Origin of the sequence: Streptomyces chilikensis (genome assembly GCF_001642695.1) — a bacterium.
GTDB classification, from domain to species: domain Bacteria; phylum Actinomycetota; class Actinomycetes; order Streptomycetales; family Streptomycetaceae; genus Streptomyces; species Streptomyces chilikensis.
This window is the reverse complement of sequence record NZ_LWCC02000005.1, coordinates 1984546-1998502: the sequence shown is the minus strand read 5'-3', so window position 1 is coordinate 1998502 and position 13957 is coordinate 1984546. Positions and strand designations below refer to the sequence as shown.

At 72.9% G+C, this 13957-nt stretch carries 13 protein-coding genes; 9 read left to right on the top strand and 4 right to left on the bottom strand.

What is annotated here, in order from left to right; translation table 11 throughout:
* Positions 1 to 142 precede the first annotated feature (142 nt).
* Complete coding sequence (locus A2U95_RS08965) at positions 143 to 1336, top strand: RtcB family protein (RefSeq protein WP_166021645.1); 1194 nt, start codon at positions 143 to 145, stop codon at positions 1334 to 1336.
* A 30-nt stretch (positions 1337 to 1366) separates the two neighbouring features.
* Here the strand turns inward: A2U95_RS08965 and A2U95_RS08960 are convergent, their stop codons facing one another.
* The 4 genes from A2U95_RS08960 to A2U95_RS08945 all read right to left on the bottom strand — a co-directional run bounded on the left by A2U95_RS08960 (position 1367) and on the right by A2U95_RS08945 (position 5303).
* Positions 1367 to 2761, bottom strand: a complete 1395-nt coding sequence (locus A2U95_RS08960) for a HAMP domain-containing sensor histidine kinase (RefSeq protein ID WP_166021644.1) — start codon at positions 2759 to 2761, stop codon at positions 1367 to 1369.
* 4 nt (positions 2762 to 2765) lie between these two features.
* Positions 2766 to 3482 carry a response regulator transcription factor gene (locus A2U95_RS08955; protein ID WP_166021643.1) on the bottom strand — a complete coding sequence of 239 codons (717 nt, stop codon included), beginning with the start codon at positions 3480 to 3482 and terminating at the stop codon, positions 2766 to 2768.
* A 61-nt stretch (positions 3483 to 3543) separates the two neighbouring features.
* Positions 3544 to 4170, bottom strand: coding sequence for a CE1759 family FMN reductase (locus A2U95_RS08950; protein WP_166021642.1), 627 nt, complete (start codon positions 4168 to 4170; stop codon positions 3544 to 3546).
* Positions 4167 to 5303 (bottom strand): LLM class flavin-dependent oxidoreductase, encoded by a 1137-nt coding sequence (locus A2U95_RS08945; RefSeq protein WP_166024970.1) that lies wholly within the window; start codon positions 5301 to 5303, stop codon positions 4167 to 4169. The genes A2U95_RS08950 and A2U95_RS08945 overlap by 4 nt, the downstream gene beginning before the upstream one ends.
* A 122-nt stretch (positions 5304 to 5425) precedes the next feature.
* Here A2U95_RS08945 and A2U95_RS08940 point away from each other — a divergent pair, with 122 nt between their 5' ends.
* The 8 genes from A2U95_RS08940 (at position 5426) to A2U95_RS08905 (ending at position 13935) form a co-directional block, all read left to right on the top strand.
* Positions 5426 to 5758: a YnfA family protein gene (locus A2U95_RS08940; protein ID WP_166021641.1), complete on the top strand. Its 333-nt coding sequence runs from the start codon at positions 5426 to 5428 to the stop codon at positions 5756 to 5758.
* A gap of 187 nt (positions 5759 to 5945) precedes the next feature.
* Positions 5946 to 6731, top strand: a complete 786-nt coding sequence (locus A2U95_RS08935; protein ID WP_166021640.1) for an SDR family NAD(P)-dependent oxidoreductase — start codon at positions 5946 to 5948, stop codon at positions 6729 to 6731.
* A 332-nt stretch (positions 6732 to 7063) separates the two neighbouring features.
* A complete protein-coding gene (gene glxA, locus A2U95_RS08930) occupies positions 7064 to 9067 on the top strand; it encodes a radical copper oxidase GlxA (protein ID WP_166021639.1) in 2004 nt (667 codons plus the stop codon).
* 220 nt (positions 9068 to 9287) lie between these two features.
* Positions 9288 to 10973 carry an aa3-type cytochrome oxidase subunit I gene (gene ctaD, locus A2U95_RS08925; RefSeq protein WP_240957245.1) on the top strand — a complete coding sequence of 562 codons (1686 nt, stop codon included), beginning with the start codon at positions 9288 to 9290 and terminating at the stop codon, positions 10971 to 10973.
* Entirely contained in the window at positions 10974 to 11303 is a 330-nt protein-coding gene (locus tag A2U95_RS08920) for a hypothetical protein (RefSeq protein WP_166021638.1), read from the top strand. It begins immediately after the preceding gene.
* A gap of 107 nt (positions 11304 to 11410) precedes the next feature.
* Positions 11411 to 12457 (top strand): hypothetical protein, encoded by a 1047-nt coding sequence (locus A2U95_RS08915; protein ID WP_166021637.1) that lies wholly within the window; start codon positions 11411 to 11413, stop codon positions 12455 to 12457.
* Positions 12458 to 12592: 135 nt separating this feature from the next.
* Positions 12593 to 13636, top strand: a complete 1044-nt coding sequence (locus A2U95_RS08910; protein ID WP_166021636.1) for a hypothetical protein — start codon at positions 12593 to 12595, stop codon at positions 13634 to 13636.
* Positions 13637 to 13728: 92 nt separating this feature from the next.
* Entirely contained in the window at positions 13729 to 13935 is a 207-nt protein-coding gene (locus tag A2U95_RS08905; protein ID WP_166021635.1) for a hypothetical protein, read from the top strand.
* Positions 13936 to 13957 lie beyond the last annotated feature (22 nt).

Genomic DNA, 13957 nt, shown 5'->3' with positions numbered 1-13957 from the left:
GGCAGACAATGTGTATCGCACACGCCGCAGGGAACGCCGGTCCGCGGTCCTCTTCGTGACGTTGGTCATGCTTCTCGGTTCTGTGGGGGCTTGTCGGCTTCTGTGTGATTTCCGTTGTCGCTTTCGGGGGAGATGGTCGGTCATGTCGTACGTCGAGGTGCCGGGCGCCAAGGTGCCGATCCGCATGTGGACGGATCCGGCCTCGGTCGAGGACGTGGCCATGCGCCAGCTCCAGAACGTCGCGACCCTTCCGTGGATCAAGGGCCTGGCCGTGATGCCGGACGTGCACTACGGCAAGGGCGCGACGGTCGGCTCGGTGATCGCCATGCAGGGCGCGGTCTGCCCGGCGGCGGTGGGCGTCGACATCGGCTGCGGGATGTCCGCGGTGAGGACGTCGCTCACCGCGAACGACCTGCCGGGGGACCTCTCGCGGCTGCGGTCGAGGATCGAGCAGGCGATTCCGGTGGGCCGGGGGATGCACGACACCCCGGTGGACCCGGGGCGGATGCACGGCTTCGCCACCGCGGCCTGGGACGACCTGTGGGAGCGGTTCGACGGGATCGCCGAAGCGGTCAGATTCCGCCAGGAACGCGCCGCGAAGCAGGCGGGAACGCTCGGATCCGGCAACCACTTCGTCGAATTCTGTCTCGACACCGAGGGTTCGGTGTGGCTGATGCTGCACTCCGGATCGCGGAACATCGGCAAGGAACTCGCCGAGCACCACATCGGCGTCGCGCAGCGGCTGCCGCACAACCAGGGGCTGGTCGACCGCGACCTGGCGGTGTTCGTCGCGGACACGCCGCAGATGGCCGCCTACCAGAACGACCTGTACTGGGCGCAGGAGTACGCCAGGTTCAACCGGTCGATCATGATGGCGCTCTTCAAGGACGTGGTCCGCAAGGAGTTCAAGAAGGCCAGGGTGACCTTCGAGCCCGAGATCAGCTGCCACCACAACTACGTCAGCCGCGAACGGTACGAGGGGATGGACCTGCTGGTCACCCGGAAGGGCGCGATCAGCGCGCGGTCCGGCGAGTACGGGATCATCCCGGGGTCCATGGGCACCGGCTCCTACATCGTGAAGGGGCTGGGGAACGACAAGTCGTTCAACTCGGCGTCGCACGGCGCCGGCCGGCGGATGAGCCGCAACGCGGCCAAGCGGCGGTTCACGGCGGCGGACCTGGAGCGGCAGACGCAGGGCGTCGAGTGCCGCAAGGACTCCGGCGTGGTGGACGAGATCCCGGCGGCCTACAAGCCGATCGAGCAGGTCATCGACCAGCAGCGGGACCTGGTGGCCGTGGTGGCGCAGCTCAAGCAGGTCGTCTGCGTCAAGGGCTGACCGGGCGCCCCGCCGCCGTGCCGCGTCGCGCTACGGCTCCCCGTCCACCGTGAAGCCGATGACGGAGCCGCCGCCGTCGCGGCGGAAGGCGAACGGGGCGCCGTTGTGGGAGGCGGCCACCTCGCGGACGATCGAGAGGCCGAGGCCCGAACCGGGGAGGCTGCGGGCGGCGGGCGTGCGGTAGAAGCGGTCGAAGACGCGGCCCAGGTCGGCGGGGGCGATGCCGGGGCCGCGGTCGAGGACCTCCACGCGGACGTGACCGGCGCCCTCGGGGCGGGCCACCCGGACGTCGATGGGGCCGGTGCCGTCCTGGTCGAACTTGGCGGCGTTCTCCACCAGGCTGGAGATGGCGCGCTGGAGGGCCGAGGCGCGGCCGTCCACCGTGGTGTCGCCGGTGACGGCGACCCGGACGTCGCGGCCGGTGCGGCGGCGGGCGTGCACGGCGACGTCCTCGGCGAGCTCGGCGAGGACGACCGGACGGACCGGTTCGGCGTCCGACTGGCCCGCCGCGAGGTCGACCAGCTCGTTGACCAGGTCGGTCAGCTCGCGTGACTCGGTGGCCAGGTCCTCCACCAGCTCCTCGCGGACCCGCGGCGGGAGCTCGTCGATCCGGCGGAGCATCGAGATGTTGGTGCGCAGCGAGGTCAGCGGCGTGCGCAGTTCGTGGCCGGCGTCCTGGACCAGGCGGCGCTGGTCCTCCTCGGACCGGGCGAGCCGGTCCAGCATGCGGTCGAAGGAGCGGCCGAGGCGTCCCACCTCGTCGGCACCGGTGACCGGGACCTGGATGGACAGCCGCCGGGTGCGGGCCACCGCCTCGGCGGCGTCGGTGAGGGCGACCAGGCGGCGGGTGATGCGGTGGGCGAGCCACCAGCCGAAGAGGCCGGCGGCGTCGACCACGGCGACGACCTGCCAGGCGGTGCGCCGCTGGAGCTCGCGCAGCAGGTCCTCGGTGTCGCTGAACTCGTGGGCGACCTGGACCGCGCCCCGTCCGCCGCCGAGGGAGACGGTGGCGATGCGGTACATGTCGTGGCCGGCCTCGATGTCGGCGTGCTCGACGGTGCGGCCCGCGGCCTGTTCCAGGGCGGTGCGGCGGTCCTCGCCGGTGACCGGGAGGGCGGGGCGTCCGGGATCGTCGACCGAGCCGTCCGGACCCAGGACCTGCACCACGGTGCGGCTGGGGCGGACGATGTCGTGGCCGGGGACGTGCGAGGAGAAGTCCTCCGGGGTCATCCGCCGCTGCCGCACCTCGGCCCGCAGGTCGCCGACCACCTCCGCGAATATCGTCTGCTGGTCGACCCGGACCATGCGCGCGGCGGCGCTGTAGGAGAGCAGGCCGACCACCACGGTGACGGCGGCGGCGACCGCCGCGAAGGAGACCGCGAAGCCGGTCCGCAGGGATGCCAGCCGGCCGAGGCGTCCGGGCACCTCCTCACCCCTCCCGCAGTACGTACCCGACGCCCCGCACGGTGTGGATCAGCTGCGGGGCGCCCGGCTCGTCGAGCTTGCGGCGCAGGTAGCCGACGTAGACGGCGAGGTTCTTCGATCCGGGGCCGAAGTCGTAGCCCCAGATGCGGTCGTAGATGGTGGCGTGGTCGAGCACCACGCCCGCGTGGCGCAGCAGCAGCTCCAGCAGGTCGAACTCCGTGCGGGTGAGCTCGATCTCGCGCCCGCCGCGCCAGACGCGGCGGGCGGAGGGGTCCATCCGCACCCCGGCCGCGTTCAGCGTCCCGGGGCCGGGGGCGTCCGGGCCCTGCGGCGCGGGCGCGGGCAGGGGGTCCTTGCCGGCCCGGCGGAGCAGGGCGCGCAGGCGGGCGAAGACCTCGTCCACCTCGAACGGTTTGGGCACGTAGTCGTCGGCGCCGGCGTCCAGGCCGGCGATCCGGTCGGCGGTCTCGACCAGCGCGGTCAGCATCAGGATCGGTGTGCGGTCGCCGCGGGCGCGCAGTTCGCGGCAGACCTGGAGGCCGTCGACGCCGGGCATCATCACGTCCAGCACCAGCACGTCGGGCGCGCCGGCGGTGGCCTGCTCCAGCGCGGCGGCGCCGTCCGAGACGGCGGTCACCTCGTAGCCCTCGAGGGTCAGGGCGCGGGCCAAGGCGTTGCGGATGGCGCGGTCGTCCTCGGCGAGCAGCACGGTGTGGGGCACGGGCACAGTGTGTCATTTCCGTGCGCGTGCCCCACCGGCCGTGCGGTGCCGCGGCCCGGGGTCAGGACGGGCGGCGCAGCGCCTGCAGGGCCTGTTCGAAGGGAACGGTCTCCAGGTCGCCGACCCGGACGACGCCGGGGCCGTCCTCCTGCGCCGCGCGGGCCGCGGGCAGCCGGGCGGGTTTGGCCATCAGCGCGGCGAGCTGCCCGGCCGCGCGCTCGATCCGCTCCGGCAGTCCTTCGGCGCCCCAGTCCTCCGAGGCCGCGTACACGCCGGTCGGCACGACCACGGCCCGCAGGTGGCTGAAGAGGGGCCGCAGCGCGTGGTCCAGCACCAGGGAGTGGCGGGCCGATCCGCCCGTCGCGGCGATCAGCACCGGCTTGCCGTCCAGGGCGTCCCGGTCGAGCACGTCGAAGAAGGCCTTGAAGAGCCCGCTGTAGGAGGCGGAGAAGACCGGGGTGACGACGATCAGTCCGTCGGCCGCCGCCACCGCCTCCTGGGCGGCGGCGAGGTCGCGGCCGGCGAAGCCGTTGGTGAAGTGGTGCGCGATCTCCACGGCGAGGTCGCGCACCTCGATCACCCGGACCCCGGCGCCGGTGCGGTCCGCGGTGGCCCGGGCCAGGCGGTCGGCCAGCAGCCGGGTGGACGACGGGACGCCCAGTCCCGCCGAGACGACGACCAGCTTCATCGTGCGGTCTCCTTCTCCTCGGTCGCGGATCCCCCGGTCGTGGGCGCCCCGGTCCCGGCCGCCTCGGCGCGGGCGACGAGGGAGGCGTGGGTGGGGGCGTCCGGCACGTCGGCCGGGCGGCCCTTGGCGAACTCCTCGCGGAGCACCGGCACGACCTCCTCGCCGAGGATGTCGAGCTGCTCCAGCACGGTCTTCAGCGGCAGGCCCGCGTGGTCCATCAGGAACAGCTGGCGCTGGTAGTCGCCGGCCACCTCACGGAACGACAGGGTCCGCTCGATGACCTGCTGCGGGGAGCCGACGGTCAGCGGGGTCTCGCGGGTGAACTCCTCCAGGGAGGGGCCGTGGCCGTAGACGGGGGCGTTGTCGAAGTAGGGGCGGAACTCGCGGACCGCGTCCTGGGAGTTCTTCCGCATGAACACCTGGCCGCCGAGGCCGACGATCGCCTGCTCCGGGCGGCCGTGCCCGTAGTGGGCGAACCGGGTCCGGTAGAACTCGACCATCCGGCGGGTGTGGTCGGAGGGCCAGAAGATGTTGTTGTGGAAGAAGCCGTCGCCGTAGTACGCGGCCTGCTCGGCGATCTCGGGGGACCGGATCGAGCCGTGCCAGACGAACGGCGGCACGTCGTCCAGGGGGCGGGGCGTGGAGGTGAAGCCCTGCAGCGGCGTGCGGAACTTGCCCTCCCAGTTCACCACGTCCTCCCGCCAGAGGCGGCGGAGCAGGGCGTAGTTCTCGATGGCGAGGTTGATGCCCTCGCGGATGTCCTGGCCGAACCACGGGTAGACCGGGCCGGTGTTGCCGCGGCCCGTCATCAGGTCCACGCGGCCGTCCGCGAGGTGCTGGAGCATCGCGTAGTCCTCGGCGATCTTCACCGGGTCGTTGGTGGTGATCAGCGTGGTCGAGGTGGAGAGGGTGAGGGTCTTCGTCCGCGCCGCGATGTAGCCGAGCATGGTGGTCGGCGAGGAGGGCACGAAGGGTGGGTTGTGGTGCTCGCCGGTGGCGAAGACGTCGAGCCCGACCTCCTCGGCCTTGAGCGCGATGGCGACCATGGCCTTGATGCGTTCCCGCTCGCTCGGCGTGCGGCCGGTGGTGGGGTCGGTCGTCACGTCGCCGACCGAGAAGATCCCGAACTGCATGGTCATGGTCGCTCACTCCAATGTTGTTGACCATTGAACTATATCCGACAACGAGGAGGGTGCGGCGGGTATTCCGGACGGCTCCGGGCGGCGGGGCGGACGGGACGTGACATGGTGGCCCGATGGGGATTGCGAGGTCCGCGGCGCTGTTCGTGCTGGCCGCGGTGCTGGAAATCGGCGGCGCGTGGCTCGTCTGGCAGGGGTTCCGGGAGAGCCGCGGCTGGATGTGGATCGGGGCCGGGGTGCTGGCTCTGGGGGCGTACGGGTTCGTCGCCACGTTCCAGCCGGACGGGGAGTTCGGGAGGGTGCTCGCCGCGTACGGCGGGGTGTTCGTGGCGGGCTCCCTCGCCTGGGGGATGGCCGCCGACGGTTACCGGCCCGACCGGTGGGACGTCGCGGGCGCGCTCGTCTGCCTCCTGGGCGTGGCCCTGATCATGTACGCGCCGCGGCGCTGAGGGTCCGTCCCGCCCGGGCGCGGGGCGGAGTCCGGGCCCGCGGGGCGGTGATCGTGCGCGCGAGGCGGGGGCCGGGCCCGCGGGGCGGGGGGCGCGGGCGTGGTGGGACGGGCTGCCGGCGGGGGGAGGGCCGCGCCTATTCTGGCGGCGTTCCGGACACCCACCTCGAACGGGAGCCTCGCGCACCATGACCGCCGCCTACACCGCCACCGCCGCACCCGCCTCCCGTATCGCCGTCGTCACCGGCGCGAGCAGCGGCATCGGCGCCGCCACCGCGCGGCAGCTCGCGGCGGCCGGATACCGCGTGGTGCTGACCGCCCGCCGCAAGGACCGCATCGAGGCCCTCGCGGAGGAGATCAACGCCGCCGGCCACTCCGCCACCGCCTACGCCCTGGACGTCACCGACCGCGCCGCCGTCGACGAGTTCGCCACCGCCTTCAGGACCATCGGCGTGCTGGTCAACAACGCCGGCGGCGCCCTCGGCTCCGACCCGGTGGCCACCGGCGACCCGCAGGAGTGGCGCACCATGTACGAGACCAACGTGATCGGCACCCTCAACGTCACCCAGGCGCTGCTGCCCGCGCTGACCGCGAGCGGCGACGGCACCGTCGTGGTGGTCTCCTCCACCGCCGGCCACGCCACCTACGAGGGCGGCGCCGGCTACGTGGCCGCCAAGCACGCCGAGCACGTGCTCGCGGAAACCCTCCGGCTGGAGATCGTCGGCACCCCGGTGCGGGTGATCGAGATCGCGCCCGGCATGGTGAAGACCGAGGAGTTCGCCCTCACCCGCTTCCACGGCGACACCGAGAAGGCGGCCAAGGTCTACCAGGGCGTCGCCGAGCCGCTGACCGCCGACGACGTCGCCGACACCATCACCTGGGCGGTCACCCGCCCCCCTCACGTCAACGTCGACCTGCTGGTCCTGCGCCCCCGCGCGCAGGCCTCCAACACGAAGGTGCACCGGGAGCCGTGACCGCCGCCGCCGTGACGGTCTCCGTGACCGGTCACGTGGAGTAACGCGACGCGGCAGCCCTTCCCGGCGCCCGCCCACACCCCCGTGGGCGGGCGCCGCGGCGTTCTCCCCGGTGTACGGGCCGCGCGCGGTCGCCGTGGCCGCGCGCGGCGGTGCCGCCGGGCGCACCGCCGAACGAGGTCCGTGACGCTCCGTGGCGTTTCGCTGCCGAAGATGGGAGGCCGATGTTCCTACGATCCTCACAGCAGCTCAACATCTGATGCTCCATCAGATGGTGTGCTCGGGGCGGGGATCCAGCGAACATCAGCGAACCCATTCCGGAAGTCACTCACATGGCAGAGAAGAACCGTCGTCCGCGGGTCCGCCGGACCGTCCTGGGCGCCGCGGGCGTGCTGGTCCTGGCCGGCCTCAACGCCCCCGCCGTCTACGACTTCACCTCCCGGACCTATCACGCCTACCTGATCGAACAGCCGTCGTACAAGGCGGACCACGGTCACTGGAGCATGGTCGACGTACCACCGCGGTTCCGCATCAACACCATCCACGCCGCGCTGCTGCACACCGGCAAGGTCCTGCTGATCGCGGGGTCCGGCAACAACGCCAAGATGTTTGACTCCAAGACCTTCCGCACCGTCGTGTGGGACCCGGTGCGGAACACCTTCAAGAACGTCGAGACGCCGAGCGACCTGTTCTGCGCGGGGCACGCCCAGCTTCCGGGCGGAAACCTGCTGGTCGCGGGGGGCACCCAGCGGTACGAGACGCTGAAGGGCGACGTCAAGCGGGCCGGCGGCCTGATGATCGTCTACAACGAGAACCCCGACAGGCCCAAGACGCTCCCCGAGGGCACCCTCTTCACCGGCAAGGAGAGCGGGAAGACCTTCACCTCGCAGGTGTCCGTGGTGGTGCCGCGCGCGGAGAAGAAGATCGACCCCGACACCGGCAAGGCCACCGTCACCGCCTCCTCGGCGCGGGTGTACGTGGAGGCGACCCGGCAGGGCGCCCGGTACCAGACCGGAGCCCAGGACCAGTACCGGATCAAGGGGCTCAAGGGCGCCGAGAAGCGCAACGTCTACGGGATCGCGCAGAAGCTCTCCTTCGACAAGAAGGACTTCCAGGGGATCAAGGACGCCTACGAGTTCGACCCGGTCGCCGAGAAGTACATCAAGGTCGACCCGATGCACGAGGCCCGCTGGTACCCCACGCTGACCACGCTGGAGGACGGCAAGGTCCTCTCGGTCTCCGGGCTGGACGAGATCGGGCAGGTCGTCCCGGGCAAGAACGAGATCTACGACCCGAGGAAGAAGGACTGGAAGTTCGTCCCCAGGTCACGGTTCTTCCCGACCTACCCGGCGCTCTTCCTGGCCCAGGGCGGCAAGATCTTCTACACCGGGTCGAACGCCGGGTACGGGCCGGCCGACAAGGGCCGCGTCCCCGGCCTGTGGGACCTGGACAGCGGCGCCTTCGAGGAGGTGCCGGGGCTCAGGGACCCGCAGCTGCTGGAGACCTCGATGTCGGTGCTGCTGCCCCCCGCGCAGAAGCAGCGGTACATGGTGATCGGCGGCGGGGGAGTGGGCGAGAGCCCGAGGTCCACCGAGCGCACCGACCTGGTGGACCTGAAGGCGGACGACCCCGCGTTCGTCGCCGGGCCCGACCTGTACGCCAAGGCCCGCTACCCGTCCGCGGTGATCCTCCCGGACGACACCGTGCTGGTCACCAACGGCTCCGGCGACTACCGGGGCAAGGGCGACAGCAACGTGCTGAAGGCGGCGATCTACGACCCGGCGGCGAACAGGTTCACCGAGGCCGCCGCGCCGCTGGTCGGCCGCAACTACCACTCCGGCGGCCTGCTGCTGCCGGACGGCCGGGTGATGACCTTCGGCTCGGACTCGCTCTTCTCCGACAAGGCCGACTCCAAGCCGGGCGTCTTCGACCAGCGCCTGGAGCTCTACACCCCGCCCTACCTGCACCGGGGAGGGGAGCGGCCCCGGCTCGACGAGCGCGGCGACCGCCGCCGGACGGTCGAGCTGGGCGGATCCACCACCTACGCCAGCCCGGACGCGGCCCGGATCGACCGGATGCGGCTGATCCGGCCGGGCTCCTTCACCCACGTCACCAACGTCGAACAGCGTTCCCTCACCTTGAAGTTCACCAAGGAACGGGACCGGGTGAAGGTGACGCTGCCCGACGACCCGTCACTGGTGCCGCCCGGCTGGTACATGCTCACCGCGGTCGACGAGCGGGGCGTGCCCTCGGAGGCGGTCTGGGTGAAGGTCCCGGTCTCCGACGACGCCGAGTCCCCGAAGACCACCGGCAAGCCCCCCGCGCCCGCGCTCTGACACCGCGGCGGGGACCGGAAGTCCCTGGCCGGCCGGGACCTGCGACCCGGACGGCCGGGGACTTTCGCTGCGGCGCGACGGACCCAAGGGCCCTGGGGCGGCGGTGCCCGCGGGGACGAGCATGAGCGGCGGCGGGCCGGGAAGGCCGGCACGGTCCTGTCCCCCGTAGGACCGGCTTCCCGGTCTGCTGCACGTATCAGCGCTTCGGGAGGACGACCCGGTGGACACCGCACAGCCAGTACAGCGAGACGAGCAGAAGGCCGTCACCGGTCCGCCACCGCCTCCCGCTCCCGCCCGGCGGGCCGACTGGGTCGAGTGGCTGACCACCACCGACCACAAGAAGATCGGCACGATGTACCTGGTCAGCGCCTTCGCCTTCTTCGGCGTCGGCGGCGTCCTGGCGCTGGTGATGCGCGCCGAGCTGGCCCGGCCCGGCACCCAGATCCTCTCCAACGAGCAGTTCAACCAGGCGTTCACCATGCACGGCTCGATCATGCTGCTGATGTTCGCCATGCCCCTGTTCACCGGGTTCGCCAACTGGATCATGCCGCTCCAGATAGGCGCGCCGGACGTGGCGTTCCCCCGGCTGAACATGCTGTCCTACTGGCTGTTCCTGTTCGGCTCGCTGATCGCGGCGTTCGGCTTCCTCACCCCGCAGGGCGCGGCCAGCTTCGGCTGGTTCCTCTACGCGCCGCTCTCCTCGGAGCTGTACTCGCCGGGCCTCGGCTCCGACCTGTGGATCATGGGCGTGGCGCTCTCCGGCTTCGGCTCGATCCTCGGCGCGGTCAACTTCATCACCACGATCATCTGCATGCGCGCGCCCGGCATGACCATGTTCCGGATGCCGATCTTCACCTGGAACGTGCTGCTCACCGGCGTGCTGATCCTGCTGGTCTTCCCGGTCCTGGCCGCCGCCCTCTTCGCCCTGGAGACGGACCGGAAGTTCGGCTCGCACATCTTCGACGCCGCCAACGGCGGCGCCCTGCTGTGGCAGCACCTGTTCTGGTTCTTCGGCCATCCCGAGGTGTACGTCCTGGCGCTGCCGTTCTTCGGGATCGTCTCCGAGGTCATTCCGGTCTTCTCCCGCAAGCCGATGTTCGGCTACATGGGCCTGGTGGGCGCCACCGTCGCCATCGCGGGCCTCTCGGTCACCGTGTGGGCGCACCACATGTACGTGACGGGCGGAGTGCTGCTGCCGTTCTTCGCCTTCATGACGATGCTGATCGCGGTGCCGACCGGGGTGAAGTTCTTCAACTGGATCGGCACCATGTGGAGGGGCTCGCTCTCCTTCGAGACGCCGATGCTGTGGGCGGCCGGCTTCCTGGTGACCTTCCTCTTCGGCGGCCTCACCGGCGTCATCCTGGCCTCGCCGGTCCTGGACTTCCACGTCTCCGACTCGTACTTCGTGGTCGCGCACTTCCACTACACGCTCTTCGGCACGGTGGTGTACGCGATGTTCGCCGGCTTCCACTTCTGGTGGCCGAAGTTCACCGGCAAGATGCTCGACGAGCGGCTCGGCAAGATCACCTTCTGGACCCTGACCGCCGGGTTCAACCTGACCTTCCTGGTCCAGCACTGGCTGGGCGCGGAGGGGATGCCGCGCCGGTACGCCGACTACCTGGCCGCCGACGGCTTCACCTTCCTCAACACCCTGTCCACCATCGGCTCCTTCCTGCTCGGCCTGTCGGTGCTGCCATTCCTCTACAACGTGTGGAAGACCGCCCGGTACGGCAAGCCGGTCGGCGTGGACGACCCGTGGGGCTGGGGCCGCTCCCTGGAGTGGGCCACCTCCTGCCCGCCGCCGCGGCACAACTTCGTCCGGCTGCCGCGGATCCGCTCCGAGTCCCCGGCCTTCGACCTGCACCACCCGGGCATCGGCGACCGCGAGCTCGAGGCGGTGCGGTAGATGGGCTCCGGAGTGCCGGCCCTGGGCGTCGCGGTCGTCGCGCTCGCCGGCCACGTCTGGTACGTGCCCGCCCTGCTGGAACTGCGGGCCGGGGCCGCCGACCGCCCCCGGTCCAGCCGCAGCGCGGCGGCCGCCTGCCTGGTGGCGTGGGCCACGGTGGCCCTCACCGCCGTGGTCCTCGCGGCCGGCGGGGCGGGCTGGCCCGCGCTCGGCGCGGCCGGCGGCGCGGGCGCCGTCGTGCTGCGCGTCAGGGCCGCCCTCCAGGCCCGCCGGGAGAGCCGGGAGACGGCGGGCGCGTGGGCCGAGCTGCACCGGGTGAAAAAGGCGTGAGGCCCGGTACAACCTTTGCCGGCGGAGGCCCGTCACACCCTGCGAGAACTGTGGCCACGCCCGGATGACGCACCGCGTGGTCCTCCACCGACCCGCGAGAGGTTCCCATGAAGCTTCGCCGCGCCATGGCCGTGGCGGCGGCCGCGGCCGTCATCACCCCGCTGACCCTGCTGTCGGCGCCGGCGGCGTTCGCCGAGGCACCCGTGCCGTCCCCCTCGCAGAGCCGGACCGACGGAGGAACCCCGGAGACCGGCGGGCCGGGGGAGACCACCGACGGGGCCCCGGACGCCACCGGGACCCCTGACGCCACCGTCACCCCGGACGCCACCGGCACTCCGGGCGGGACCGGGACGCCGGACGACGCGCGGACGCCCGGCGGGGCCGGGCAACCGGGCGGCGCCGGGCAGCCGGGCGGCGCCGGGGCGACGGAGGCGCCCGCCCCGTCGAGCGGCGGCCTGCAGCCCGCCGGCGACTCCCCGGTCTGCGAGACGTGGAAGAGCGACAAGGGCGTCACCACGTACGTCACGGGCCTGCCCACCCGGTACGTCGCCGGCTCCGGCTGGGACGAGTTCCAGCTCGCGGTGACCAACAGGACCGGCAAGGAGCTGGAGAAGCTCTGGCTCGAGATGTACATCTGGCTGGGATCGGCCGAGATCCAGTTCCGGCACGACGGCGCGTGGACGGACCGTTCGCAGTACCCCGGCGAGACCTCCAGCTTCTCCGCCTACGCGCAGGACGTCGCCCCCGGCGAGAAGATCGTCGCCGACCTCCGTGTCCGGGTGCGGGCGGGCGTCATGTCGGACGAGTCCTTCGCACAGGCCGGCGCCTCGTACCGGAACGGCGACGGGACGTGTTCCGGCGACGGCGACATGCACGAGTTCGTGGTCGTGCCCCCCACCACCGCCCCTCCGGAGCCTGCCCCCTCCACCACCGGGAAGCCGGCCCCGGACCACCAGGACCGGGAGGACGACCGCACGAAGCCGCAGGGCGGCGCCGGACGGGTCACGGGCAGCCCCGCCGCCACCGGCAGCCTCGCCGACACGGGCGCGGACGCCGCGCTCCCGGCTGCGGGCGCCACGGGAGCGGCTGCCGTGCTCCTCGGCGCCGGGGCCGTCCTCGCCGCGCGGCGCAGGAAGGCCGCCGCGCACGGCTGAGCCGTCCCGCCGTACGGCCCCGTGCCGTACGGCCTCCCGTCGGACGGGGCCGGCCGCACCCCGGCCCTCCGGCGCACCGTTCGCCCCCAGGGGAGTGCTGCTCCCGCAAGCCCCCCCGACCTCCGGAAGGATCCCGTGAAGCTTCGCCGTGCCCTGGCCGTGGCGACCGCCGCGGCCGTCATCGCCCCGCTGACCCTGCTGTCGGCGCCGGTGGCGTCCGCCGAGGACACCGTGCCGTCCCCCTCGCGGACGCTGGAACAGCGGGACGCCGCGCACCCGGAGGCCGGGAGCGGCGATCCGGCCGGCGAGGCCGGCGGTGCCACCGCGCCGGAGAGTGCCCCGGCGACCGGGACGCCGGACGACCGCGCCCGTGACGGGGAGCCGGGCGGGGCCGGGGAGCCGGGCGCCGGTTCCTCCCGGCCGGGCGACGACCTGCCGGACCACGCGCTCTGCGACAAGGGCGCGGTCGACGAGGGGCTCAGGACGAAGGTCACGGGCCTGCCCGCCAGGATCGAGGCCGGCGCCGGCTGGGACGAGTTCCGGTTCACCGTCACCAACGGCACCGGCAAGGACCTGGACAGGCTCTGGCTCGCCCTGGCCGTCACGTACCAGGAGAACCCGGAGATGCTGGCCGAGGGCCTGGCCGAGATCCAGTACCGGCACGACGGCCGGTGGTCGGACGACGAGTACCACCGGTGGCCGGGCAGCACCGGCAGTTACCAGGACACCCTCCCGGACGTGCCCGCGGGCGCCACCTTCACCGCCGACCTGCGGATCAGGGTGAGCGGGGACGCGCCGGCCGGCGCGGCGTGGGGCTACACCGACGTCGTGTACGACGAGGACCTCACCTGTCACCGCAACGGCGGCCGGTACGAGTTCGCCGTCGTCGCGGCCGGCCCCGCGCGGCCGGGGGAGCCCGGGCCGGAGCCGGCCCCGTCGCCGTCGGGCACCGCGACGCCGGGCCCGGCCGGGCCCCCTGCTCCCTCCCACCCGGCCGACCCGGCCGGCACGGCCGATCCGGCCGACCGGACCGGGCCGCGGGGCCGCTCAGGAAGCCTCGCCGAGACCGGCGGGGGCTCCGTTCCCGCGGAGGCGGGCGCCCTGGGCGCGGCGGCCCTCGTCCTGGGCGCCGCAACCGTGCTCGCCGTGCGGCGGGGAAGGCCGGCGAACCGGGCCTGACGCGCGGGACCCGCGCGTGCGGGGCCGACGGCGCCTTCGGCGAGGTCCGTGCCGCGGCCGGCCTCGACGCGGACGGCTACGGCGACCTCGCCGTGTCCGCCGTGCACGAGGACGTCGACGGCAAGGAGGGCCAGGGCGCGGTGACCGTCCCGTGGGGCAGCGCGAGCGGCCTCTCCGGCGGCACCACGCTGCCCGGCAAGGCCCCCGGCTCCTGGGGCGGCATGGGCGGCGACCCGGCCACCGGCGACGTCAACGGCCACGGCCGTCCCGGAGCCGTCCTCCACGGCACCGTCCGGTGACCCGCACCGGGAAAGAGGGGCG